The 23,260-nt window shown below is 72.5% G+C and carries 18 protein-coding genes and 3 pseudogenes; 12 read left to right on the forward strand and 9 right to left on the reverse strand.

Going from position 1 to position 23,260, the window contains the following annotated elements; all coding sequences use genetic code 11:
* Positions 1-283: 283 nt before the first annotated feature.
* On the forward strand, positions 284-1,336 hold the full coding sequence (locus IE313_RS11665; protein WP_189930924.1) for an SCO1860 family LAETG-anchored protein: 1,053 nt from the start codon (positions 284-286) through the stop codon (positions 1,334-1,336).
* Between the two features lie 204 nt (positions 1,337-1,540).
* Here the strand turns inward: IE313_RS11665 and IE313_RS11670 are convergent, their stop codons facing one another.
* Positions 1,541-2,482, reverse strand: coding sequence for a hypothetical protein (locus tag IE313_RS11670; RefSeq protein WP_229924540.1), 942 nt, complete (start codon positions 2,480-2,482; stop codon positions 1,541-1,543).
* Between the two features lie 582 nt (positions 2,483-3,064).
* A complete protein-coding gene (locus IE313_RS11675) occupies positions 3,065-4,030 on the reverse strand; it encodes an aldo/keto reductase (RefSeq protein ID WP_189930925.1) in 966 nt (321 codons plus the stop codon).
* 370 nt (positions 4,031-4,400) lie between these two features.
* Between IE313_RS11675 and IE313_RS11680 the strand changes: the two genes are divergently transcribed.
* From IE313_RS11680 to IE313_RS11700, 5 genes are all read left to right on the forward strand, one after another.
* Complete coding sequence (locus IE313_RS11680; RefSeq protein WP_189930926.1) at positions 4,401-4,922, forward strand: SRPBCC family protein; 522 nt, start codon at positions 4,401-4,403, stop codon at positions 4,920-4,922.
* 476 nt (positions 4,923-5,398) lie between these two features.
* Positions 5,399-8,059 (forward strand): N-acetylmuramoyl-L-alanine amidase, encoded by a 2,661-nt coding sequence (locus IE313_RS11685; protein WP_308439163.1) that lies wholly within the window; start codon positions 5,399-5,401, stop codon positions 8,057-8,059.
* A gap of 381 nt (positions 8,060-8,440) precedes the next feature.
* The gene (locus IE313_RS11690; protein WP_189930927.1) at positions 8,441-8,686 is read left to right on the forward strand and encodes a hypothetical protein; all 246 of its coding nucleotides are present in this window, start codon (positions 8,441-8,443) and stop codon (positions 8,684-8,686) included.
* Positions 8,679-9,770: a response regulator gene (locus tag IE313_RS11695; RefSeq protein WP_189930928.1), complete on the forward strand. Its 1,092-nt coding sequence runs from the start codon at positions 8,679-8,681 to the stop codon at positions 9,768-9,770. Before IE313_RS11690 ends, IE313_RS11695 begins: the two co-directional genes overlap by 8 nt.
* 132 nt (positions 9,771-9,902) lie before the next feature.
* Entirely contained in the window at positions 9,903-10,559 is a 657-nt protein-coding gene (locus IE313_RS11700; protein ID WP_189930929.1) for a TetR/AcrR family transcriptional regulator, read from the forward strand.
* A gap of 232 nt (positions 10,560-10,791) precedes the next feature.
* Here IE313_RS11700 and katG read toward each other — a convergent pair whose 3' ends face one another.
* Complete coding sequence (gene katG, locus IE313_RS11705) at positions 10,792-13,023, reverse strand: catalase/peroxidase HPI (RefSeq protein ID WP_189930930.1); 2,232 nt, start codon at positions 13,021-13,023, stop codon at positions 10,792-10,794.
* 518 nt (positions 13,024-13,541) lie between these two features.
* Here katG and IE313_RS11710 point away from each other — a divergent pair.
* The 3 genes and pseudogenes from IE313_RS11710 to IE313_RS35095 all read left to right on the forward strand — a co-directional run.
* Positions 13,542-13,952 carry a Fur family transcriptional regulator gene (locus tag IE313_RS11710; RefSeq protein ID WP_189930931.1) on the forward strand — a complete coding sequence of 137 codons (411 nt, stop codon included), beginning with the start codon at positions 13,542-13,544 and terminating at the stop codon, positions 13,950-13,952.
* Positions 13,953-14,034: 82 nt separating this feature from the next.
* Positions 14,035-14,238 (forward strand): annotated as a pseudogene (locus IE313_RS36375) (transposase); the annotation flags it as partial.
* Between the two features lie 47 nt (positions 14,239-14,285).
* Positions 14,286-14,537 (forward strand): annotated as a pseudogene (locus IE313_RS35095) (telomere-protecting terminal protein Tpg); the annotation flags it as partial.
* Here IE313_RS35095 and IE313_RS11720 read toward each other — a convergent pair.
* Positions 14,466-15,077, reverse strand: coding sequence for a CGNR zinc finger domain-containing protein (locus IE313_RS11720; RefSeq protein ID WP_189930933.1), 612 nt, complete (start codon positions 15,075-15,077; stop codon positions 14,466-14,468). The pseudogene IE313_RS35095 and the gene IE313_RS11720 sit on opposite strands and share 72 nt — an antisense overlap.
* 164 nt (positions 15,078-15,241) lie before the next feature.
* Complete coding sequence (locus IE313_RS11725; protein ID WP_189930934.1) at positions 15,242-16,231, reverse strand: quinone oxidoreductase family protein; 990 nt, start codon at positions 16,229-16,231, stop codon at positions 15,242-15,244.
* Positions 16,232-16,359: 128 nt separating this feature from the next.
* On the opposite strand from IE313_RS11725, the pseudogene IE313_RS36380 reads away from it, so the two are divergent.
* Positions 16,360-16,699 (forward strand): annotated as a pseudogene (locus IE313_RS36380) (helix-turn-helix domain-containing protein); the annotation flags it as partial.
* A gap of 295 nt (positions 16,700-16,994) precedes the next feature.
* Here the strand turns inward: IE313_RS36380 and IE313_RS11735 are convergent.
* Positions 16,995-18,026 carry an LLM class flavin-dependent oxidoreductase gene (locus tag IE313_RS11735; protein ID WP_189930935.1) on the reverse strand — a complete coding sequence of 344 codons (1,032 nt, stop codon included), beginning with the start codon at positions 18,024-18,026 and terminating at the stop codon, positions 16,995-16,997.
* 451 nt (positions 18,027-18,477) lie between these two features.
* Here IE313_RS11735 and IE313_RS11740 point away from each other — a divergent pair, with 451 nt between their 5' ends.
* Both IE313_RS11740 and IE313_RS11745 read left to right on the forward strand, forming a co-directional pair.
* A complete protein-coding gene (locus IE313_RS11740) occupies positions 18,478-20,043 on the forward strand; it encodes a metallophosphoesterase family protein (protein ID WP_189930936.1) in 1,566 nt (521 codons plus the stop codon).
* A gap of 116 nt (positions 20,044-20,159) precedes the next feature.
* The gene (locus IE313_RS11745; RefSeq protein ID WP_189930937.1) at positions 20,160-21,524 is read left to right on the forward strand and encodes an MFS transporter; all 1,365 of its coding nucleotides are present in this window, start codon (positions 20,160-20,162) and stop codon (positions 21,522-21,524) included.
* 78 nt (positions 21,525-21,602) lie between these two features.
* Here the strand turns inward: IE313_RS11745 and IE313_RS11750 are convergent, their stop codons facing one another.
* The 3 genes from IE313_RS11750 to IE313_RS11760 are packed head-to-tail and all read right to left on the reverse strand — an operon-like array spanning position 21,603 to position 23,139.
* Positions 21,603-22,145, reverse strand: a complete 543-nt coding sequence (locus IE313_RS11750; protein ID WP_189930939.1) for a cupin domain-containing protein — start codon at positions 22,143-22,145, stop codon at positions 21,603-21,605.
* A 29-nt stretch (positions 22,146-22,174) separates the two neighbouring features.
* Positions 22,175-22,543: a DUF190 domain-containing protein gene (locus IE313_RS11755; RefSeq protein WP_189930941.1), complete on the reverse strand. Its 369-nt coding sequence runs from the start codon at positions 22,541-22,543 to the stop codon at positions 22,175-22,177.
* Positions 22,540-23,139 (reverse strand): histidine phosphatase family protein, encoded by a 600-nt coding sequence (locus IE313_RS11760; protein ID WP_189930943.1) that lies wholly within the window; start codon positions 23,137-23,139, stop codon positions 22,540-22,542. Before IE313_RS11760 ends, IE313_RS11755 begins: the two co-directional genes overlap by 4 nt.
* Positions 23,140-23,260 lie beyond the last annotated feature (121 nt).

The raw sequence follows: 23,260 nt of genomic DNA on the forward strand, positions 1-23,260 counted from the left end.
GGCTGCCGAAACACTGCGGAACGGGCGAGGGCGCGGCGGTGGTGGGGCAGGGTCCGGCGAGGGTGCGGCGCGGCCGACCGGCTCGCCGCCGTTCGGATGTCGCGCGTGGCAATCGCACCCACGTTCAATCTAAACCACTCTTTCGAGTGAATGGCTGGCCTGTAGTCGAAAAATAACGCCGCGTAAGCAAATATTACTTCGGTCATAGCCGCGGTGGTCGCGCTGGTTCCAGCGGCGGCGCCGACGGCTCCATGTCAGGAGGGGTTCTCCCATTTTGCGCAGTATGCACAGCCTCAGCTCCCGCGCGCCCAGGCGTCGGTCGGCCGCCATCGGCGTCGCCGTAGCTCTCGCCGCGGGCACGCTCGCCCTCGGGCCGGCCGCGCTCGCCAGCGCGACGCCCGCCTCGGGCCACACCGGTGGCAACGCCGACGCGGTCGTGCTGAAGACGGGCCTCGACGTCTCGCTTCTGAACAAGACGGCGCAGCTTCCGCTCAACGTGTCCCTCAACGAGGTGCACGCCCCCGCCGACGCGGCCAAGACCCTGCTCACCGCCAAGCTCGACGGTGTCGACAAGGGCAAGCCGTTCAGCATCCTCCGTGCCGACGTGGCCACCGCCAAGGCGACCTCGGACAAGACCAGGTCCGAGGGCTACGCGAACCTCACCCACGCCGTGGTGCACCTCCCCGGCCTCCCGCTGCTGGGCCTCGTGGAGGTCGACGCGGTCACCTCCAAGGCGACCTGCGCCGCGGGTGAGGCGCCCACCGCGGGCACCAACTTCGTCGGCGACGTCACCGTCCTCGGCAAGAAGGTCTCGGTGCGCGCGGGCGGTACCACCAAGGTGACGGTCGACGGTGTCGGCGAGGTCAGCCTGGACCTCGCCAAGACGGTCAAGACGTCCACCACGGCCGCCTCGACCGCCCTCCAGCTCAAGGTGCACGTCAACCCGGGCAAGCTGAACGTCGCCGACGTCACCGGTGACCTCACGCTGGTCAAGGCGAGCTGCGAGACGCCGGGCGACGACGGTGCGGGCGCGTCGGGCGGTTCCTCGTCCGGCGGTTCCTCGACGGGTGGTTCGTCGGCCGGTAACTCCTCGTCCGGTGGTTCGACGTCGGGCGGTTCGACGGCCGGCGGTGACACCAGCGGTGGCGCCACGTCGGGCGCCTCGTCCGACGGCGGTGCCGGCACCGAGCCGCAGAGCGGCTCCGACAACTCGAACCTGGCGGAGACCGGTGGCAGCTCCGCCACTCCGTACATCGCGGGCGCGGCGGCCGTCCTGGTCGTCGCCGGCGGCGGCGCCGTCTTCATGAGCCGCCGCAAGAAGGCGAACAACGCCTAGCACAGGACCGTGACGGCCCGAGGCCGTCCCCGTGGGCGGCGGCCGCACCGGCGGCCGGCGCCCACGGCGCACGGGGGAGGCCGCGGCGGGGCGAGGACGCCCCGCCGCGGCCGCGGCGCGTCCCCGGCCGCGGCGAACCACCCGCGATGCCCTTACTCCGGCCGCGGCGAACTACTCGTACATGCCTACTCCGCCCGCGGCGAACTACTCGTACATCACGTACTCCGGCCGCGGTTCGAGGGCCAGCACCTCCTTCGGGGACATCAGACGACTGCCCCGGGTGTCCTCGTCGTAGAAGAGCTTGAAGCCGGTGTGCAGGCCGCGGGGCAGTCGCCTCACCAACTGGTGCCAGGTCGCGCGCTTGAGGCCGGGCGAGCCGATGCCGTCCGCGCTCATGATCGGTACGACCCCTGGACGGGGCCGCAGGGTGCTTCTGTCCCCCACCACGGACGTGGCCACCTCGTGGAAGACGAACGGCTTCTCGGGCAGGTCGTGGTCGGCGACGACGTCCGACAGATAACGGACGACGTCGTTGAGCTCGCCTCCGTCGGTGTGCCCGTAGGTGTTGCCGGGCACCTGGCCCGGCCCCATCTCCCACTCCGGGTCGAGCGCCACACCGACGTCGGCGTGTACGAGCCACTCGTGCAGCGCCCTGACCTCGTCGAGCACGGAGGCCCGCCCGGGCTGGATGTTGAGCAGGAGCATCGCGCGATGCCTGTGCGCGAGTTCGTGGAAACGCCCGATGGTGTCGGACGGCGTCCGGGTGCGGTACGTGCCGTCCGGGCCCGCGCTGCTGTTGGCGACGCAGGCCAGGAGCTCGAACACCGGCAGGGGCGCCCGCCCGCCGCCGTACTCGTGGGCCTTGCGCTCTATCTCCTTCGCCCGCTCTTCGGCGTCGCCCGTGCCGAGCCTGCCGAGCGCGGCGGCACCGGGCAGGCCGCAGTAGCCGAAGAGCCGGTAGGCGGGGAAGAGCGTCCTGCCGCCGCGCGGCAACTCCGGTGGCCGGGGCCGCCTGGTGGGGGTCGGCCGGGGGGAGGGGGAGCGGTGCCCCGGCGAGCCGCCGCCCTCGGCGTCCGACGCGCCCTTCGCGGTGCTCGTGCCGCCGCACCCGGTCAGCAGGCCGGCCGCACCGAAGGCGGCGGGCACCGCCGCCGCGAGGATGCCCCGCCGGCTCGGTGCGGGGCCCGGGCCCGCGGCCCGTTCGCCCCGGTCGCCGGGGCGCGCCCGGCTTGTCCGGCTCCTGTGACTGCTGCGGCCGGCTGGAGAGTCGCTTCCCCGGGGTGGGGGCTCCCCGTGCCGTCCTAAGGGCTTGCCGGTCGTTCCGTCGGCCACGTCGCCTCCGTCTGCCGTTCGTTCGTGCCCCGTTCGCTTCCGCTGTGATGCGGTTCTCCACGGCATGGACGCGCGAAACGGTGTGCGGCCGAGGAGGTGCGGAACAGCGTCGTGACGGTGCGGGGGGCAGCTCGGGTCCCGGTGCGGCCTCGGATGACGGTGCGGCCTCGGATCCCGGTGAGGCTGGGACGGCGGTGCCGCTGGGACGGCGGTGCGGTGTGGGAGGGGCGGTCGAGCGGCCCGGCTGTCCGTTGGCCCACCGGGCCCCGGCCGCCGCAGGGCGGTCTCATCCGCCAGGTCGAGGCGGGGACTCCCGTCCGTTTGTGGAGGAGGAGTGTACGAGCCGGGGGTGAATGGTCGATAAACAGGGTGGCCCGCTGGGCTGCCCGCCCTGCCCTACGTCCACGGCAGAGTGGCCCTGCGCCGCCAGTACGCGGTCGCCGGCTCCGCCAGGGCCGACAGCAGCCCGGCCCGGTCGTCGGTGAGGTGCACGGCGGACGCCGAGACGTTGGCGGTGAGTTGGTCCGTGGTGGCGGCGCCGGAGAGGACGATGTCGGCCCACGGCTCGCGCAGGACGGCGGCCAGGGCCAGGGCGTCCTGGCCGGTGCCGGTCTCCGCCGCGAGGCGGCCGAGGGGCGAGTCGGCCCCCTGGTGCACGAGGCGGCCGTTGGCGAGGGCCTCCTTGACGATGACGGTGCGCCCCGCGTCGTGCGCTTCGGCGAGGGCGGGCCCGGCCGAGGGCTCCAGCAGGTTGTACGTGGCCTGGACGCTGGAGAAGAGCGGGACGCCGGCCACGGTGACCGCGAGCGCGGCACGGATGGCGGCCGGCTGCTCGGGACCGGTGGTGCTCAGACCGATCGCGACACCGTCGGCGGCGAGGGAGGCGAGCGCGTCCTGAAGCGCGCGATCGGTCAGGACGGTGCTCTCGGGCGTCACCGAGTGGACCTGGTACAGGTCGAGGCGGTTGCCGAGCAGGCCCCGTGTCTGGGCAAGCTGCCGCTCGAAGGTGGCAAGGCCGTGGTCCTTGACCTCGTGCACGCTCGCGTCGACGTGCCAGTCGGCGGTGTAGGTGTAGCCCCATTTGCTGCCGATCACGACATCGTCGTGGCCGGGACGGCTGTGCAGCCATCGGGCGAGGAACTCCTCCGCCCTCCCGTACGAGCGCGCCACGTCGACGTACCGCACGCCGTGTGCGTACGCCGCGTCGAGCACCTCGTGGGCGCGGGCCTCCATCGCCGCGACCGTCCGCTCCGCGGGCAGATCCGACTCGCGGCCCAGGGTGATGTAGCCGGGGCGCCCGAGCGCGGCGAGGCCGAGCCCGATCCGGGCGGCGGAAGTGGCGGGGAGACGTTCGAGCGGCACGGTCACATCCTTCGGTGAGCTGGTCGGGGCCCACGCACGGGCCCGGGCGCGCGGCGCCACCGTACAGCGTGGTGACACAGCCGTGGCCGCCACCGGCCATCAGGCCGGCCCGCACCCGGAACGCCGTCGGGTGCACGGTACGTGATGGGCGTGCCGCGTGCGGTGAGAAGGGGCGGCGTTCGGATGGCGGTGCTCACTTCGGGGGTACCCGTGCGGCTCCATCGGCCCAGGGGGCCGCCACGGGTCCGGGCCCGCCGCACGCGGCACGCTCCGGCCGGGGCGCCCGCCGAATGCGGGTCCCGCTGGTCCTCGGGCCGACCCGTGCCGTCGCGCCGCCGCGCGACGAGGAGAACCCCCGAGGAGGCGGAGCATGCCCGCACCCCACCGCAGTCCGTCCACCGGGCGGGAAGGCTATACGGCCCGTGCCGGCGTCACCATCTCGCGCGCTCCGAGCGAGGTGTTCGCGTTCTACCGGGACTTCAGGAACCTGCCGCGCTTCCTGGGCGACGTCACGTCCGTGCGGCTGACCGGCCCCACGACGTCCCGGTGGACCGTGCAGGGCCCGCGGGGGCTGCGGATCCGCTGGACGGTCCGGGTGACGCAGGAGCGGCCGAACGAGATGATCAGCTACAAGACGACCATGCCGCCCTGGCTGAGGACGCGCTGGACGCTCCGCTTCGACCGTGCGGACGGGCCCGGGCGGACCGAGGTCAGCGAGGTGATGAGCACTCCCCTCGGAAAACTCGGACGCGCGGCCCTGGCGCTGGCCGGGAAGTCGCCGGAGGACGAGATGGCGGCGAACCTGCGCAGGCTGAAACAGCTCATGGAGACGGGGAAGGTGACCGACACGAGCTATGCCGTGGCGGGGAAGTTCGCACCTCGTGACGGCTGACCGCCCTGGTGACGGCTGACCGCCCTGCGGCGGCGCCCCTGCGGTGGCGCCCCGCACCGCGGGCCCGGGTTCCGTCGCGCCCACCGCGGCAGGGCACGGGCCGTCCGCGGGAGGGAGCCGCCCGTTGGCGGAAGGCCCCGGCCCCGACCTGCGGTGCCCCGGCCCCCGCGACACCGCACGCGGCACCACGGGGGGCAGGGGCACAGCAGGGACACGGCAGGAATGCAGCCGGGAGGCGGCAGCCAGGCCGCAGGGGGCATCGACGGGTGACACGTGTCACATCACCGTGTGGTGATGTCCACCGAGGACACGGCGCTGTACGAAGCGTGGCCACGTGAACGTCGAGTGGCGAGATTCTGAATGTTTGAGGGGTGGGGCACTTGAGCCCGCGTACATCGCGCAGGGCGCGAGCCGCGCGCACAGAGCGTGCAGCGCAGAGATCGCACGCCTTCCGGCCGCTGAGCCTGAGGCGGCGGGTGTGGATCACGATCGGAGCCGTCGTGCTGGGGGGCGCGGGCACGGCGATCCACGCCATGGCGGGGACCGTGGAGGAGCACCCGCAGGGGGCCGCGGCACGGCGGCCCTCGGTGCACAGCCTGGCGTTGCACAGCGCGGGCGCGCACCGCAGGGAACTGCCGCAGAAGAGCACCGGCCGCTTCAGTGCGGTCATGCTGACCTGGGACGACGCGAAGGCCCCGCTGCACGGCACCGCGGAGGTGCGCTACCGCAAGGCGGCGTCAGGGACCTGGTCCGGGTGGCAGCACCTGCCCGACGACCCGTTCTCCGCGGACGGCGAGGAGGCCGCGCGGGCCGCACAGCGAGGCGGTACCGCCTCGCTGTGGACGGACGACGCCGACGGCGTGCAGGTTCGGGTGGTCGGCGACGACGGCTCGACCGCGCCGCTGCCGTCCGGGATGGACGTCGAACTGCTCGACCCCGGCACCGACCCGAAGGGCTCGGCACACGGCCCCGACGCCTCGCCGGGCATGCGGGCCGCCGCCTACGCCGCGGACACGGCGCCCTCGCCCACGGACACGTCCCCCGCCCCGCCGCCCGCGGACACGCCGACGCCGTCCCCCTCGGACCCGGCGCCCACGGAGAGCGCGCCCGGTGATCCGGCGGGCCCGTCCCCGTCCGGGACGGCGACCGACCCGGCCTCCCCGACGCCCGCGCCGTCCGACACGCCGCCCGCGCCGCTGCCGTCCACCGTGGTGAAGCCGCCCATCATCACCCAGGCCCAGTGGGGCGCCTCCACCGACTACGACGGCACCCCGTCGTACGGCACGGAGATCAAGGCCGCGGTCATCCACCACACCGGTGTCGACTCCGACAACACCGTCTCCTGCGCCGACTCCCGGGCCCGGATGCGCACCATCCAGCAGGAGCACTTCGCCCGCGGCTACTACGACATCGGCTACAACTTCGTCGTCGACCGGTGCGGGCAGATCTTCGAGGGCCGCAGCGGCGGCATGGACCTGCCCGTGGTCGGGGCCCATGACGTGGGCTTCAACACCAACACCGTCGGCATCTCGTACATCGGCAACTTCGAGAGCGCGCAACCGACGCGGGCCGGCCTGCGGGCCATCGCCCGTGTGGTGGCGTGGAAGTTCGGCATGTACGGCATCGACCCGACCGGCAAGGTGACGCTGGTGTCCGGCAGTCCCAAGGGCCAGGACGGCAACCTGGTCGACAAGGGCCAGTCGATCACCCTGCCGCGGGTCTTCGGGCACCGGGACACCAACGCCACCGCCTGCCCGGGCGCGCACCTCTACCCGAAGCTGCCCACCATCGCGAAACTGGCCGCGCTGCCCGGTGTCTCGGCCGCCCTGCCCACCGCGGACGCCAATCGCGACGGCCTGACGGACCTGGTCACCGGCACCCCCGCCACATCGTCCGGCGGCGGCTCCGTGACCGTGGTGCCCGGCGGTGCGAACGGGCCCGTGCCCGCCGCCAGGCGCGTCATCGACCAGGCGAGCGGCGGTGTGCCCGGCTCCCAGGAGGCCGGTGACCACTTCGGTGCGGCCACGGCCTGGGGCGACGTCAACGGCGACGGGGCCGCCGACCTGGCCGTGGGCGTGCCCGGCGAGGACGACACCTCCGGGCACGCCGACCGGGGTGCGGTCACCGTCCTGTACGGGCCCGGCCTCGACTCCGGCGACTCGTGGACCACGAGCGGTGTGACGCAGACGGGCGCGGGGCTCGGCTCGGCCGTGGCGGTCGGTGACTTCGACGCCGACGGCAGGGCGGACGTGTTCGCGGCGGGCACCGGCTCGGGCGGCAGTTGGAACGTCCGCGCGGCCGACGGCACCTCCCGGTACGGCACCCTGTCGTCCACCGGAACGCTTACCCACGAGGACGCCACGAGCGGCGACTTCGACCGCGACGGCTACCAGGACGTGGCCCTCACCTACCTGGACGCGTCGGGCACCGGGCACCTGGTCTGGTTCAGGGGCTCCGCGGCCGGCCTGGTGCAGGCCGGCGCCCTCGGGGTGCCGGGCGGCCGGTCCGTGGCGGCCGGGGACATCAACGGCAACGGCTTCGACGACCTCGTCGTGGGCCAGCCGTACACCGCCGAGTCCGGCGCCCACTCGGGCGGCCAGATCACCGTGCTTCCCGACTCGGCGACCGGTCCGGCCGCCACCGGCGCGAGGACGGTCCACCAGGACACCTCCGGGGTGCCGGGCTCCGCGGAGGCCGGTGACGCCATGGGCGCCTCGGTCGCGGTCGGCGACGTGGACCTGGACGGCTACGCCGACGTGCTGACGGGCCTGCCGGGCGAGGACATCACCCGGGACGGCGCCGCCCGCACGGACGCCGGGTCGACCGTGCTGCTGAAGGGCACCGCGTCCGGTGTGACCGGCACCGGCGCCCAGGCCCTCACCCAGGACACCGCGGGCATGCCGGGAGTGAGCGAGAGCGGCGACCACCACGGCTCCTCCGTGCTGCTCGCGGACCTGTCGGGGTACGGCCGCACCGACCTGGCCATCGGCGCCGAGGGCGAGGACGCCGGCAACGGCGTGGTCGCCGCCCTGGGCAGCGGCAGCGCCGGCATCGACGTCGCCGGTGCCGACCTGATGGGCCGCGGCACGCTGGGCGCCCCCGCGGGCGCCCACCTGGGCCAGACACTGGCCCCCTAGCGACACCGGGGCCGGTGCCCCGCACGGTGGCGGCCGTCGGCCGGGGCCTCGCACGAGGCCCGGGCCGACGGCCGCCGGCTTCGGCCGTCGCCCCCTGTCGCCCCTGTCGCCCCTGTCGCCTCCGGCCGGCGCACCGCCATGGCCCGTACGCCTCCCAACAGCCGGGCGTGGGCGCAACACCGGGCGGTGACAGGGCCTTGACCTGGGGCGATGGGCTCCGTGCTGAGGAGTGGCGGGTTGGCAACGGTCCCCAACGTTGCCGGTTGGCCGATTGCCTGGCGCAACACCTTCGTCCCGTTCCATCCTGTGGCTCACCTTCTGGCGAACCCACTCGGGGTGTGCCGGCCCGGCCGTGTGCCGCCGGGCGGCGAAAGGGGAACGATGGACCGTTCACTGCTGTCGACCAGGGCGGCACTGGTGTGCCTGCTCGCCGTGCTGGTCGGCCTGGGGGCCGGCCTGCTGTCGGTGTGTGCGGGGGACGCTCCCGCACGCGGTGTGCTCTGCGGACTGGCCGCCGCGGGAGCGGCCGTGCCGGTCTTCAACCAGGCCATCACGCCGGAGGCCGGGAGCCGGGGGCGCACCGCGGGCCGCCCCTCGCAGGCCCGGAGGGGGGACGGCCGTGGGTGAACTGCGACCGCTGGGCCAGGACCTGACACCGCAGTCCCGGGCCCTGGCGACGGCGCTGCGCGAACTCTTCGAGGGCCTCGGTGTGTCGGTGCGCAGGTACGCGGCCCGGCGGGTCCGGGACGCCGGCACCTTCTCCCGCTACCTCAACGGCTCCCGCGTCCCGCCCTGGGAGGTAGTCATGGACCTGTTCACCGATGTCGCCGAGCACCGCGGGGTGGCCGCCACGCCGGATGCCCTCGAACTCGTACGGAAACTGCACCGGGCGGCCGTGGAGACCGGCGCCTCCCCCAAGCACGCGGTGGAGATCCTGGAACAGCAGCTCGCCGAGGCCGACCGCCTCTCGCGCCGCTCCACCGCCCGCGGCGACGCCCTGGGCGACGCCCTGCTCGACCGCAAGCACCGCATCGCCGACCTGGAGGTGCGGCTGAGCCAACTGGAGGCGGAGTGGAGCGCGGAACGCGAACGGGCCGACCGCCTTGCGGCGGCCAACCCCGACGTCTGCGAACTGCTGCGTGAGCGCGACACGCTGCGGGACGAGGTGGCCCGCCTGTGCGCCGAACTGCACGCGGCCCGCAGGCTGTGCACCGAGGCAGAGGCGCGGTGCGCGCTGCTGGAGCGCCAGCTCGAGGCCGTCGAAGGCGCCCAGCAGTCCTCCACCACCCTGTCGACGGCACCGCTGCCCGCCCTGCCCAAGGTTCTGATCGTGGACGACCAGCCCGACAACCTGCTTGCCATGACCGCGGTCCTGGCCACGCTGGAGCAGGAGCTCGTCGCGGTCTCGTCCGGCCAGCAGGCACTCAAGGCCCTGCTCGACCACGATGACGTCGCCGTGATCATCATGGACGTGCAGATGCCCGACATGGACGGCTACGAGACCGCCGCCCACATCAAACGCAGGCCGCGCAACCGGCATGTGCCGATCATCTTCCTCACCGCCATGGGCGCCGACCCGGAGCACTCCGCCCGCGGATACGCGGCCGGTGCCGTCGACTACATCGGCAAGCCGTTCGACCCCTGGGTGCTGCGCGCCAAGGTGGCGGTGTTCACCGGCATCTACCTCGAACGGCACCTCGCGGGCCGGTAGTGGCCCACCCGCCCCGGCCGGCGACCGGACCGGCACCCGCGGGCGAGACAACCGGACGTCGTGTTCCGGCCGTCTTGGAACGCTAACAACGCAATCGGAACATTGCGTCCGTTTGGCGGTAGAGTGAGAGGCATGAGCGTCGACGCGGATCGGGTGCCGGGCGAGGGCGGGACAGGCACCGGGGCGCGGCGGGCCCTGCGCACCGACGCGCTCGACAACCGCAACCGCATCGTCGAGGTCGCCCGCGAGGCGTTCGCGGCACGCGGGCCGGATGTGACGATGCGTGAGATCGCCCGGCGCGCCGGCGTCGGGGTCGCGACGCTCTACCGCCGTTTCCCCACCAGGGAGTCGCTGGTCACCGAGGTGTTCGCCGAGCAGGTGGCGGCCTGTGTGGCCGCCGTCGACGACGCCCTGGCGGATCCGGACCCCTGGCGCGGGTTCTGCACGGTTGTCGAGAAGGCGTGCGCCATCCAGACCGTCGACAGGGGTTTCACCGGGGCGTTCCTGTCGGCCGTCCCCGAGGGGGCCGGCTTCGCGGGGGAGCTCGGCCGCAACGCCCGCGGCTTTCGCGAACTCACCCGGCGCGCCAAGGACAGCGGGGACCTGCGCGCCGACTTCGCACCCGGCGACCTCAGGCTCCTGCTCATGGCCAACGCGGGCGTCGTCGCGAACTCCCCTGCCGGGGCACCCGCCCTGTCCAGGCGGCTCGTGGCCCTGCTGCTCCAGTCCCTGCGCGCCCACCCGTCCGACCCGCCCGAGCCCCTGCCGCCGGTCGGCCCCCCGGGGTAGGCCGGCCCGCGCAGGCGCCACGACGACCGGCGCCCCCGGACGCAGCGGCCGTCCGGTCGGCGGGACACGCGCATCGGGGGCGAAGGGGCACCCGTGTCGGGGCAGAAGGGGCACCCGCGTCGGGGGAGAAGACGGAGAATCCCGGCGTCGCGCCGGGGCGCCGACGCCGGGATCGCGGCGGACGGACGACGTCCGGGCCGGCCCGTCGCGGACCGGCCCGGAGCCATCATGATCAGACCAGGTCGAACCGGTCGAGGTCCATGACCTTGGCCCATGCACCGACGAAGTCGTGCACGAACTTCTCCTTCGCGTCGTCGCTCGCGTAGACCTCGGCGAGCGCACGCAGCTCGGAGTTCGAACCGAAGACCAGGTCGGCACGGCTGCCGGTCCACTTGACCTCGCCCGTGGCGGCGTCGCGGGCCTCGAACGCGTCCTGCGCCTCGGACGTCGACTTCCACTCCGTGCCCAGGTCGAGCAGGTTGACGAAGAAGTCGTTGGTCAGGGTGCCGGGGGACGTGGTGAGGACTCCCAGCGAGGACTGCTGGTAGTTCGCACCCAGGACGCGCAGACCACCGACGAGGACGGTCATCTCGGGAGCGCTCAGGCTCAGCAGGTTCGCCCGGTCGAGCAGCAGGTACTCGGCCGGCAGCCGGCTGCCCTTGCCCACGTAGTTGCGGAACCCGTCGGCGGCCGGCTCCAGGGCGGCGAACGACTCCACGTCCGTCTGCTCCTGCGAGGCGTCCACGCGGCCCGGCGTGAAGGGCACCTCGATGTCGATGCCGCCGTCCTTGGCCGCCTTCTCCACGGCCGCGGCGCCCGCGAGGACGATCAGGTCGGCGAGGGAGATCTGCTTGCCGCCGGACTGCGCGGAGTTGAAGGACTCCTGGATGCCCTCCAGGGTGCGCAGCACCGTCGCGAGCTGGTCGGGGTTGTTGACCTCCCAGCCGCGCTGCGGTTCGAGGCGGATGCGCGCACCGTTGGCGCCGCCGCGCTTGTCGCTGGCACGGAACGAGGCGGCCGAGGCCCAGGCGGTCGACACGAGCTGCGGGACCGTGAGGCCGGAGCCGAGGACCTGCTCCTTGAGGGCGGCGATGTCAGCGGCGTCGACCAGCTCGCCGGTGCGCTCCGGCAGCGGGTCCTGCCACAGCAGCGTCTCGGAGGGGACCTCGGGGCCGAGGTAGCGCACGACCGGGCCCATGTCGCGGTGGGTCAGCTTGAACCAGGCACGGGCGAAGGCGTCCGCGAACTCGTCCGGGTTCTCGTAGAAGCGCCGCGAGATCTGCTCGTAGACCGGGTCGAACCGGAGCGCGAGGTCGGTCGTCAGCATCGTCGGGGCGTGCTTCTTCGACGGGTCGTGGGCGTCCGGGATGGTGCCCGCGCCCGCGCCGTCCTTCGCCACCCACTGGTTGGCGCCGGCCGGGCTCCGGGTCAGCTCCCACTCGTAGCCGAACAGGTTCCGGAAGAACTCGTTGCCCCACTTGGTCGGCGTGCTGGTCCAGGTGACCTCCAGGCCACTGGTGATGGCGTCGCCGCCCTTGCCGGTGTTGTAGGTGCTCTTCCAGCCCAGGCCCTGGTTCTCCAGCGGGGCGGCCTCCGGGTCGGGGCCGACGTGGTCCGCCGGGCCGGCGCCGTGGGTCTTGCCGAAGGTGTGGCCGCCGGCGATCAGGGCGACGGTCTCCTCGTCGTTCATCGCCATCCGGCGGAACGTCTCGCGGATGTCGCGGGCCGCCGCGATCGGGTCCGGGTTCCCGTTCGGGCCCTCCGGGTTCACGTAGATGAGACCCATCTGGACCGCGCCGAGCGGGTTCTCCAGCTCGCGGTCACCGGTGTAGCGCTCGTCGCCGAGCCAGGTGGTCTCGGGGCCCCAGTAGACGTCCTCCTCGGACTCCCACACGTCCTCGCGGCCGCCGGCGAAGCCGAAGGTCTTGAAGCCCATCGTCTCCAGGGCGACGTTGCCGGTGAGGATCATGAGGTCGGCCCACGAGATGCTCTGGCCGTACTTCCGCTTGACCGGCCACAGCAGACGGCGGGCCTTGTCGAGGTTGCCGTTGTCGGGCCAACTGTTGAGCGGGGCGAAGCGCTGCTGACCGGCGCCGGCACCGCCGCGGCCGTCGCTGATCCGGTAGGTGCCGGCGCTGTGCCAGGCCATCCGGATCATGAGCGGGCCGTAGTTGCCGAAGTCGGCGGGCCACCAGTCCTGCGAGGTCGTCAGCACCTCGGCGATGTCCCGCTTCACGGCCGCGAGGTCGAGGCTCTTGAACGCCTCGGCGTAGTCGAAGTCCTCGCCGAGGGGGTTGGCCACCGCGGGGTTCTTGGCGAGGATCTTCAGGTTGAGCCGCTCCGGCCACCACTGGCGGTTCCCTCCGCCCTGGGTCGGGTGCGGGGCGCGGCCGTGCGCGACCGGGCAGCCACCTGCGCCCTCCGTCTTCGCGTCTGTGACGATCGCGTCGTGGTTCTCAGACATGGAATTCCTTCCGGACTAGGCGGATCTCGGTGCTCGGGAACTGCGGGCGGAACAGCCGGGGCGCATGCCCCGGTGGGCGACCCCGGTCGCCGCCTGGGCCGGGCGGCCGTGGTCGATGGACGCGGCGCGGTCCTGGGGGCGGCACACGAGTCCCGCCGCGGTGGGGACCCGAAGGGCCTCACGCACGGTGCTGGGCGGGACGACGGGACCCGCGCGGTCGTGCACCCCGCGCAGCGGTCGCCCCGGTGCCGGGGCGGTCGCCGTCCCGGTCGCTCCCGACCGGCGCGACCTGCGGCCGTCACCCACGGGCCGGCACCGCGCGGTTCCTCGGCGGTGATCCCGTCACGTCCTCGTCCCCTGCCGTACTGGAGTCTTCCTGTCCCTTGGCTATCGCCGGAAGCGATCTTACGATGGACGGAGTCCAGGTCAAGAAGCGCGCCAAATCCATATCAAAATCCGAACCCGGACGTCCACCGGTAAACTTCGGGTATCCCACCGAACCTGAATAGGTGAACCCCATGAGTGACCTGCTGGAGCGACTGCGAGGGCGCGGCTGGCGGATGACCTCCCAGCGGCGTGTCGTTGCGGAGGTCCTCGACGGCGACCACGTGCACCTCACGGCCGACGAGGTGCACGCCCGCGCGACGCAGCGGCTGCCCGAGATCTCCCGTGCGACCGTCTACAACACCCTGGGCGAGCTGGTCTCGCTCGGTGAGGTCATCGAGGTCTCCACCGACGGCCGTGCCAAGCGCTACGACCCCAACGCGCACCGTCCCCACCAGCACCTGGTGTGCTCCGACTGCGGCACCATCCGCGACGTCCACCCGACCGGCGATCCGCTGGCCGACCTCCCCCCGAAGGAACGGTTCGGCTTCGCGGTGTCCCAGGCGGACGTCATCTACCGCGGACTGTGCCCTGCGTGCGCCTAGGGACTGTTCGAGGTTCGGATCCGGGTGAGGCCGGTGGCGTGTTGGCGGTGGCTGGCAGAACTCGGGCGTTGCGCGTTCTGACGTGGCGGATACCGAGTGGGCTCTGATCGAGCCGCACTTGCCGGTGGCGGCAACCGGGCCGTTGCCGCGGCGGGTGCGGGACCATGCCAACGGGGTGGTGCGGCGGTTTCCCACCGGCAGCGGCTGCTGGCGTGATGTCCCAGAGCCGTACGGGCCTTGGTCAACGCTCTGCTCCCGGTTCAGCTACTGGGCCAGGACCGGGGTGTTCCAGGGTCTGATGGACGCGTTGATCGCCCAGGCAGCCGCGCGGGGGCAGGTCGCCTGGAGCGCGAGGTGGGAAAGAGGTGGCAGCCGCGGATCCGGGCCAAGGCCAAGGCGGCGTCCACGGGCGGCATGGTCATCGACACCCGCGCCCGCATGGGCCGCACCGCGTCGATCGGATCGACGGACCAGGACGGCATCCGGCACCTGACCGTCTCCCTGCCGCGAGGGTCAGTTGCCGGAGGCGGCCTGTTCCCGCTTGCGGGCGCGGTAGGCGCGCAGGTTCGCGGCGTTGCCGCAGAACCGTACGTCGTGCCAGACGCCGCTGTTGTTGCGTGAACGGTCGTAGAACGCACACGGGCAGCGCTCGTTGCGGCATATCTTCAGTCGCCGCCGCTGGTCGGTCTGCTGGGCCTGGAGGCATTCGATCAGCGCGAGCGATGCGACCCTCCGCCATCCAGTACCCGACGGTTCTGCCACGACGGTGCCACGCTCGTCGACCTGCATCGAAACCGACAGTGCGGGAAAGGCGGCCAGTACCTGCGCGGACATGGCCTCGGCGCCGTCGCTCCCATCGGAGAGAAGCCTGCGGAGAGCCCATCTCAGATTCCGCAGCGCCTCGCGGTCACGATCGGTGAGGTCCACAGCAGGAGCGGGCCGACCGGAAGCCGCGCTCCACCGGGCGAGCGCCTCGTTCAGCCACGTCTGCGCGGTGGTGGGGTCGTCGAGCCAGTCGGCATGGCGCGGCCTGCCGGCGGGCGAGGTGTTGAGCAGGTCCTGGACGAACGCGAGACCGCCGGGAGCAGGCTCCAAGGCATAGCGCTCCGTGGCCGACCACGTCATGGCGTTGTCCTTTCTCCGGGACACGACATCCCCTGGCGTCACGCAGCACCGGCACGGTGTGTCCGAGGATCCTAACGGGCGCGTCCGCACTGCCGACGTGCCCGTCAGGACCTCCCTTGGCGCTGTGGCATACGCCCCGTGTCACCCTGGTGCGGCGCGCTGGGTCACAGAGCGAGCAGGATGCGGCCGAAGGGGCCGCCCTCGGCCAAGAGGCGCTGCGCCTCAAAGGCCTTCTCCAGCGGGAAGACCTGCGCCACCTTCGGGTGGAGCTCACCCTGTGCGACCAGGTCGAGCAGGGCCGCGTTGGCGGCGTTGACCTGCTCGGGGGTGAACAGGGCGAACCTGAATCCGTGGATGTGGGCGTTCTTCCATATCAGGTCGGTCACGTTGATCTCGGCACGCACTCCAGCCGCGTAACCGATGCTGACGAGGGTGCCGTCCACGGCCAACGAGCCGAGTGCCTCCCCGGTGACCGAACCCCCGACGCCGTCCAGCACGACGTCCACGCCCTTGCCGTCGGTCAGCCGCGCCACCCCTTCCCGCAGCGACTCGTGCGTGAGGTCGATGACCTCATACCCTGCGGACCGGCCCAGCTCCGCCTTCTCGGTGGTGGTGGCCGTGGTGATGGCCTGCGCCGCGCCCAGGACACGGGCGACCTCCACGCCGCCCTGACCGACCGCACCGCCGACGCCCGGCGCCAGTACGCTCCGGCCGCCGCGGAAGCCCGCCAACTCGTTCAGCGCCAGGTAAGCGGTCAGGTAACCGGCGCCGGTGGTCAGCGCGGCGGCGGTCTCGTCGTCGACGCCGTCCGGGACCGGCACCAGATGGGCCGCGTCGACCGCGATGTAGTCGGCCCACGAACCGTCGGTGCTCACCCCGTACCGCCCTCCGCTCAGCACGACACGGTCACCTGCGGCCAGTCCCGAGGCGCCGGGCTCCTCGACCCGCCCCACACCGAAGCCACCCGGCCGGATCGGCAGCGGCTTGTGCAGGGCGGGTGCGAGCTTTCCCGAGCGCACCGTCTCGTCCAGCGGGTTGACCCCGGCCACCGACATCCTGACGAGCACCTGCCCCTCGGTGGGCACCGGCAGGCCCCTCTCCCGCAACTCCAGTACGTCATAGCTGCCGAACCGGTCGTATTCGATCGCGCGCATGGCTCGTTCCTTACATCGACCCCGCCTCGGTCGGACGACCGATGGCTTGCGGTGTGAAAGAAGCTTAAGCGTTTTGGCTATGTTCTCCAAGCGGCTGGGTCCGGCTCCGCCCCGATGCCCGGCGGGCCGTGCCGGCGGGCTGGTTGCGCCGTCGTTCGACGGCTCGGGCAGTGGCTCGGCGGTCGCGGATCGTGCTGGAGCGCGCCGAGGGCCACTCGATCACGGAGGTGTCCCGGCGGCTGCGGATCACTGCGGACACAGTCCGCACCTGGCTGCGGCGCTTCATCGAGCGGGGCCTGGATCCGGCGGGCGTTCGCGCTCGCGCCGCACCGCTCGCAGACGTTCAAGCTGTCGACCGACCCGCTGTTCATCGACAAGGTCCGTGATGTCGTCGGCCTCTGCCTGGATCCGCCGGAGAAGGCACTGGTGCTCTGCGTGGACGAGAAGTCGCAGATCCAGGCCCTGGACCACCGGATCTCCGACTCAGGTCACTGGTCCTCTTCGTCTGGGTCGGGCTGGATCGGGGAGTGCGGTCGGTGCGTGCGGCTGCGAGGCGGAGGAGGGAGTCGGCGCGGAGCGTCGGGGACCGAAGACGCCGCCGCGGATGCGCGTGCCGGGCCCCGCGAGCCCGGCATGATCCCGACACGGGCCCTGGTGGCGCGGGGCCACGGCGGCGGTGCCGGAGGGATGCGCGGCGCATCCCTCCGGGCCGGTCGGCCGTCCCGCAGGTGGGAGCGGGCCCCGGAGGCGAGGGCGATCGGGATCAGGCCGTGCTCTTCGCCCCGCCCCGGGGTGCCGCGCTCCCGATGAGCGGCTCGGCGAGCAGTTCATAGGACCGAATGCATTTCGCCACGTCGTAGACGGGGGTGAAGACGACGAGTTCATCCAGCGAGAACCTGTCGATGAGTTCTTCGGCCCTGCGCACGACGGTTTGCGGAGAGCCTATGGCGTGGTACGTGGCCAATTGCTCCCGCGCCTTCTCCTCCTCCGGAGAGAATTCGTACCGTACCGCCTCCGCGTCCGTGGGGAGGTAGTTCTCCTGCCCCGTGGCCACCCGTGCCCTGGAAATGGTCGTGGGGAGTGCCACGCGCGCTGCCGCCTCGTCGGTCTCGGCGCAGATCGCGATCAGGCTTATGGAGACGCGTGGCCGCTCCAGCCACACCGAGGGCCGGAACTTGTCACGGTAGACCGCTATGGCCGTGTCCGCGGCGTCCGGTCTGAGGTGGTAGGCGAACGACATGGGAAGTCCCAGTTCGGCGGCCAACTGCGCGCTCTCGTCGCTGGACGTCAGCAGCCACACCTGCGGAACGTCGCTCTCCGCGCTGGGCACGCGCACGCCGCCCGCGCCCTCCCCCCGGAAGTACCCGAGGAGGGCGGCCACCTGGTCCGCGTACTGCTCGGAGGAGAGTGCGGGGCGGTCGTTGAGCAGCGCCTGGACCGTGGCGGGGTCCTTGGTGCCGGGCCCCCGGCCGATCCCGAGGTCGATGCGCCCGGGGTCGAACGCGTGCAGCGTGCCGAACTGCTCCGCGACGATGAGGGGGGAGTGGTTGGGGAGCATGACACCGCCCGCCCCGACCCGTATGCGCGAGGTCGCCGCCGCCACCCGGGCGATCACGATGGGCGGCGTCGCGCTGGCCGTCACCCCCGAGCCGTGGTGTTCGGCGTACCAGAACCGGTGGTAGCCGAGTTCGTCCACCCGGCGGGCGAGGGCCACCGTACGGGCGAGCCCCTCGCGGGGGGTGGCCCCGTGCTCCATCGGGCCGTTGTCCAATATCGCTATGGGAATGTTCGGCATGGGCTCAGGATAGTCATTCAGGGTTGATCATCCGATGTACTGTTCCGAATTCCCCGGAAACAGATGTGCCACCGTTGCCGGCTGTGTCTTGTGTGCCGGATGTGCAAGGTGGTGATGATGGTTTTCGGCCAGACCGCCTTTTCGATGAAACGGGGCCCGGACGGCCCGCGTCCGTACGCGGCCCGTACGGGGATGACGACGCGGAACGGGCTTTTCGGCGGCGAAGGCGGCGGTGTTCGCAACGGCGTCCTGGTGGCGGGTCCCGCGCCGGGTCGGCGGGGGCAGCGGCCACCCGGGCGGCCGCCTCCGCCGCTTGCCACGCCACCTCCCTTGCGACGCCACCTCCGCCTGTCTGCCACGCGCCACCTCCGCCCGCCGCCGGCACCCCCGTCCGCCGCAGGCGCCACCTCCGCCCGCCGCCGCGGTGCGGGTCGTTGCTACGGTTCAGGTGATGTCCGACTCGTCACGCGACACCGCCGAAGGCGCCGGCCGGGGGACTGCGGAACACGGCAGTTACCGACGACTGATGCCCCGTGATGTCGAGAAGATCTCCTGGCTCGACCCGAGAACGCTGTGGTCGGCGCGGAACGGGGTGGTGGCGTCCTGGTTCGGGGACCCCACCGGTCGCACCCGCAGCCGCTGGGTGGCGCAGCGGGCCGCGGCCGGCGCCCGCGAGGACAAGGTGATCCGGCGCGACGACCCGGACTGCTTCTCCTTCATGGTCCTGGGGGACCCCGGGGAGGGCGGCGAAGCCCAGTACGCGGTGGTGCCGGGGTTCCTGAAGGCGGGTCAGGGCAGTGCGTTCGCGGTGATCGCCAGCGATGTGATCTATCCGGCCGGCAGGACCGACGACTACGGCACGAAGTTCTTCCGCCCCTACCAGGACTACCCGGCGCCCATCTACGCGGTGCCCGGCAACCACGACTGGTACGAGGGCCTTGGCGGCTTCATGCGGGTGTTCTGCGGTGACGCCCCGCCCCTCGCGCCGGAGCCCGCGCCGCGCCCCCTGAGCCGTGCCTGGTGGCGCGCCCTGCTGTGGCACCGGCCGAGCCCGACCGACGAACAACGCCTGGCCGAGGCAAGGGCGTTGCGCTCGCGGCCGGAGCAGCAGGCCGCCCAGCCCGGTCCGTACTGGGCCATCGACGCCGGACCGGTGCGGATCATCGGCATAGACACGGGTCTGCTCGGCACGGTCGACGCCGAGCAGGGCGCGTGGCTGCGCGAGGTGTCCAAGGGGCCCCGCCCCAAGATCCTCGTCACCGGCTCACCGCTGTACGTGAACGGCGAGCACCACCCCTGCGCCATCGAGGGCGGCGGCACCGTCGACGACGTCGTCCGCGACCCGGCGCACCACTACGTGGCCGCGATAGGCGGCGACGTCCACAATTACCAGCGCTACCCGGTGGACGTGGAAGGACGCACCATCCAGTACGTGGTCTCCGGCGGCGGCGGGGCCTTCACGCACGCCACCCACACCATCCCCGGGGTGTCCGTCGGGAACGTCACCGAGGAGGACTTCCGGTGCTATCCGCTGCGCGGTGACTCGCTGGCCTTCTACAGCGTGCTCCACGGCCGCCGGCTGCGGCTGCGCCGCTTCTTCACGCTCACCGGGGCCGAGGCGACGGCCGTCGTCGCCGAGCGCCTCGGCATCCCCCCGACGCGCAGCGGCACCCCGCCCGTGCGCCTCACCCGGCGCATCCGCCTGGTCGCGAGCCTGCTCGGCACCGCCCGCCGCCCCGGGGACCCGTCCCGCCCGCGCCTTGCGGTGCGTACGGTCTGCACGGGCCTGTTCTCGTCCGCCTCGGCCACCTACCGGCCGCCGTTCTTCAAGTCGTTCCTGCGGCTGGACGTGACGCCCGCGGCCATCTCGCTGCGGTGCTTCGCCGCGACCGGCAACCGGGCCCAGGAGCTCGACCCGCCGGTCGAGGACGCGGTGACCATCCCGCTGACCGGCGGCTCCCGTGCGGCGGAGAGCGGCAGACCGCCCGCGACGGACGGATTCACCGTGCAGGCGTGAGGCCCCCGGCAGCACCGCACGCGTCCCCGCTCCCTTGACAGCAGTCCCTCGCGCCACGAACCTCACGGCATCCCGTCTGTGGATCAGTGGTCCGCCTGCCCAGCAGAGGAGCCGTCATGACCACGCACGTCCCCGCCCCTGCCGAGGCCGCACGCCTACGCGGCCAGCGCTCCCGGGCGGTGATCGCCAGCACGGTGGGAACGGCCATCGAGTGGTACGACTTCTTCCTCTACGGCACGGCCGCCGCCCTCGTCTTCCCGCACCTCTTCTTCCCCGGCCAGTCCCCCTACATCGGCGCCCTCGCCTCCTTCGGCACCCAGTTCGTCGGGTTCGCCGCCCGACCGGTGGGCGCGGCGATCTTCGGCCACCTCGGGGACCGCGTCGGGCGCAAGTCGACACTGGTCGTCACCCTGCTCCTGATGGGCACCAGCACCTTCCTCATGGGAGTGCTGCCGGGCTACGCGTCGATCGGGTTCGCCGCCCCGCTGCTCCTCGTGCTGCTGCGCATCGTCCAGGGGATCGGTGTGGGCGGTGAGTGGGGCGGCTCCGTCCTGCTCTCCATGGAATGGGGCTCGCGCCGCCGCCGCGGGTTCATGACGAGCTGGCCGCAACTGGGCGTGCCCCTCGGGCTGCTCGCCTCGACGGGCATGGTCAACCTCATGGACTCGGCGGCAGGGGACGGCTTCGAGAGCTGGGGCTGGCGGGTACCGTTCCTCGCCAGCATCGTGCTCGTGGGAATCGGCCTCTACGTACGGTTGCGCGTCCTGGAGAGCCCGGTGTTCGACGAGGTGAAGCGGACGCGCGCGGTGGTGCGCAGGCCGGTCCTCCAGGTGCTGCGCGAGCAGCCCCGCGAGGTGCTGACCTCCGCCTTCGTCCGCCTGTCGGAACAGGCGCCGTTCTACCTCTTCATCACCTTCGTCCTCACGTACGGCACGCAGCAGGTCGGCCTGCCCCGCCAGGACCTGCTCGACGACACGCTGGTGGCCGCGGCGGTCGGACTGGTCAGCGTTCCGCTGTGGGGGTACGTCTCGGACCTCGTGGGGCGCCGTCTGACGTACGGCGTCGGCATCGTCTGCGTCGGGGTGTTCGCCTTCCCCTACTTCGCACTGCTCGACACCGCCCGCTCCGGGCCCGTGCTGCTGGCCATCGTGCTCTCGCTCTTCTTCCACGACATGCAGTACGGGCCGCAGGCGGCGCTGATCGCCGAGGGTTTCGACGCGAACCTCCGCTACAGCGGCGCCGGCCTCGGCTACCAGCTCGCGTCCGTCATCGCGGGCGGCCCGGCGCCGCTCATCGCCGCGGCGATCCTGGAGCACACCCACTCCAGTACCGGGATTAGCTGGTACATCGTGGGCTGCTGCGCCGTCGCCATGATCGCGCTGCTACTCATGCCGCGTGCGGGCGCTGCCCGCGCGGGCGGCACCGACCCCGCAGGCAGTGCGTCCGGGGCCGGGCCCGCGGCCGGGCCCACCGGCACCTGACGGACCGCCCGGCACACCCCGGGCGCACCGCCGGGCCACCGTGGGGCGCACCGCCGGTCCGCAGGAAGGGGGCGCCGGCTACGGTGTCACGGCGCCCTCGGAGCCGGCCGGATGGCGCAGCGGCACACCCGTGCGGACCAGGCGCCTGATCCGCGCGGCCGCCTCCGGATAGCGGGCGCACAGCGCGTCGGCGTCGCCGCCCTCGTAGTCGTCGGAGGTGAATCCGGGGGCCATCGTGCAGCCGAACAGCGACCACTCGCCGCCGTCCGCGACCCTGCCGCCCATCCATGTACCGCCGGGGACGGTGAACTGCACGTGCTGGCCGGCCAGGACGTCCTGCCCGAGCACCACCGTGCGGATGCCGCCGTCGGGGTCGAGCAGGAGCAGCTCGACGGGATCGCCCAGGTAGAAGTGCCACACCTCGTCGCCCGGCAGCCGGTGCATCGCCGAGAACTGTTCGTCCGGCGCGGACAGCAGCACGATGATGGCGGAGCCCGCAGGCCGGCCGCCGGGCAGTTCGGGACCGGCCCAGGTGCGCCTGAAGAGACCGCCCTCCAGGGGCATGGGGTCGAGTCCGTAGTGCGCGGCCAGCTCCCTGACCGTGATGTTCGGTGAGCGCATCCGTTCCCCTCCGTGCGGGGCGTGTCCGCTCACGCCCGCTCCTGCATCTGCTGCCCGGCGCCGGGCACGCTCACCACGACCTGGTGCACGCGCTCGACCACCATCGACTCGATCTCCATGAGTGGGTCCAGCTCGTCGAGGAACCCGGAGATCCTGGGCTCCTCGTCCGTCATCACGAGCATCAGCGGCGCCCGGTCGCCCAGGCCGAGGACCCGGGCGGTGCCGACGACGCCGTCCGCCCCGAACCCCTCGACCGCCCTGAGGACCGTGGCGTTGCGCAGACCATAGCGCTTCGCCCGGGTGAGGATCTCCACGTACAGGGGGGTGTGCTTCCACCGCGACCGGTTGAGGACGGTCACCGTGAGCCGGCAGGCGGGTACGAGCGCGCGGGGCGTCATGTGGTCCGCAGCTCCGGCGGCAGGTGGTCCCAGAGGTTCAGATGGACGATGCGCCACCTGCCGTCCTTCCATTCGATCGCGGTGATGCCGCAGTTGTAGAGCTTCAGACAGAAGGCGTCCGTTCCCGCGATCGTCCGCAGCAGGGTCTTGATGACCCCGCCGTGGGTGACCGCGAGCACCGGGAGGTCGTTCTCAGCCGCCACCTGGGTCAGGCCGGCGAGCGCCTCCCCGACCTGCCGCCGGAACGTCACGTACCGTTCGGACAGCTCGCCCTGCGGCAGGGCGAGCGGTCCCGGGGCCTTCGGCAGCTCAGAGACCACGTGGAAGGTGGCCTCGGTGAGGCCGGGCTGCACCTGGACGGGCAGCCCGAGCGACTCGGCGAGGTAACCGGCCGTCTCCCGCGCCCTCTTGAGGGGGCTGGTCCGCAACACGCCGACGTCCAGTCGGGATCCGGCGTCGAGCAGTTCGTGCTCGGCGCACCAGGCGGCCAGGTGCCGGGCCTGCTGGTGGCCGAGCGGACTGAGCGGGGTGTCCCAGTCCTGGCTGGGACTCAACTGCCACTGGGACTGCCCGTGGCGGACCAGGTAGACCTTCATTCGGCGTCCTTGCTCCAGAGGGTGGGGGAGGGCGGCGGTACGGGTGCGGTCAGCGGCCTCCCATGCCCAGGGCGGTGGCGGAGCGCTGGTACTTGATGTCCGAGGTGATGCGTGTGTCGAA

Source organism: Streptomyces sulfonofaciens, from assembly GCF_014656295.1.
GTDB classification, from domain to species: domain Bacteria; phylum Actinomycetota; class Actinomycetes; order Streptomycetales; family Streptomycetaceae; genus Streptomyces; species Streptomyces sulfonofaciens.

What these genes read in the sequence shown, in the direction of transcription:
- IE313_RS11665 (WP_189930924.1), top strand. Translation starts at nt 284, where the DNA reads ATGCACAGCCTCAGCTCCCGCGCGCCCAGGCGTCGGTCGGCCGCCATC.
- IE313_RS11680 (WP_189930926.1), top strand. Translation starts at nt 4,401, where the DNA reads ATGCCCGCACCCCACCGCAGTCCGTCCACCGGGCGGGAAGGCTATACG.
- IE313_RS11690 (WP_189930927.1), top strand. Translation starts at nt 8,441, where the DNA reads ATGGACCGTTCACTGCTGTCGACCAGGGCGGCACTGGTGTGCCTGCTC.
- IE313_RS11700 (WP_189930929.1), top strand. Translation starts at nt 9,903, where the DNA reads ATGAGCGTCGACGCGGATCGGGTGCCGGGCGAGGGCGGGACAGGCACC.
- katG (WP_189930930.1), bottom strand. Translation starts at nt 13,023, where the DNA reads ATGTCTGAGAACCACGACGCGATCGTCACAGACGCGAAGACGGAGGGC.
- IE313_RS11710 (WP_189930931.1), top strand. Translation starts at nt 13,542, where the DNA reads ATGAGTGACCTGCTGGAGCGACTGCGAGGGCGCGGCTGGCGGATGACC.
- IE313_RS11720 (WP_189930933.1), bottom strand. Translation starts at nt 15,077, where the DNA reads ATGACGTGGTCGGCCACGGAGCGCTATGCCTTGGAGCCTGCTCCCGGC.
- IE313_RS11725 (WP_189930934.1), bottom strand. Translation starts at nt 16,231, where the DNA reads ATGCGCGCGATCGAATACGACCGGTTCGGCAGCTATGACGTACTGGAG.
- IE313_RS11735 (WP_189930935.1), bottom strand. Translation starts at nt 18,026, where the DNA reads ATGCCGAACATTCCCATAGCGATATTGGACAACGGCCCGATGGAGCAC.
- IE313_RS11740 (WP_189930936.1), top strand. Translation starts at nt 18,478, where the DNA reads ATGTCCGACTCGTCACGCGACACCGCCGAAGGCGCCGGCCGGGGGACT.
- IE313_RS11745 (WP_189930937.1), top strand. Translation starts at nt 20,160, where the DNA reads ATGACCACGCACGTCCCCGCCCCTGCCGAGGCCGCACGCCTACGCGGC.
- IE313_RS11750 (WP_189930939.1), bottom strand. Translation starts at nt 22,145, where the DNA reads ATGCGCTCACCGAACATCACGGTCAGGGAGCTGGCCGCGCACTACGGA.
- IE313_RS11755 (WP_189930941.1), bottom strand. Translation starts at nt 22,543, where the DNA reads ATGACGCCCCGCGCGCTCGTACCCGCCTGCCGGCTCACGGTGACCGTC.
- IE313_RS11760 (WP_189930943.1), bottom strand. Translation starts at nt 23,139, where the DNA reads ATGAAGGTCTACCTGGTCCGCCACGGGCAGTCCCAGTGGCAGTTGAGT.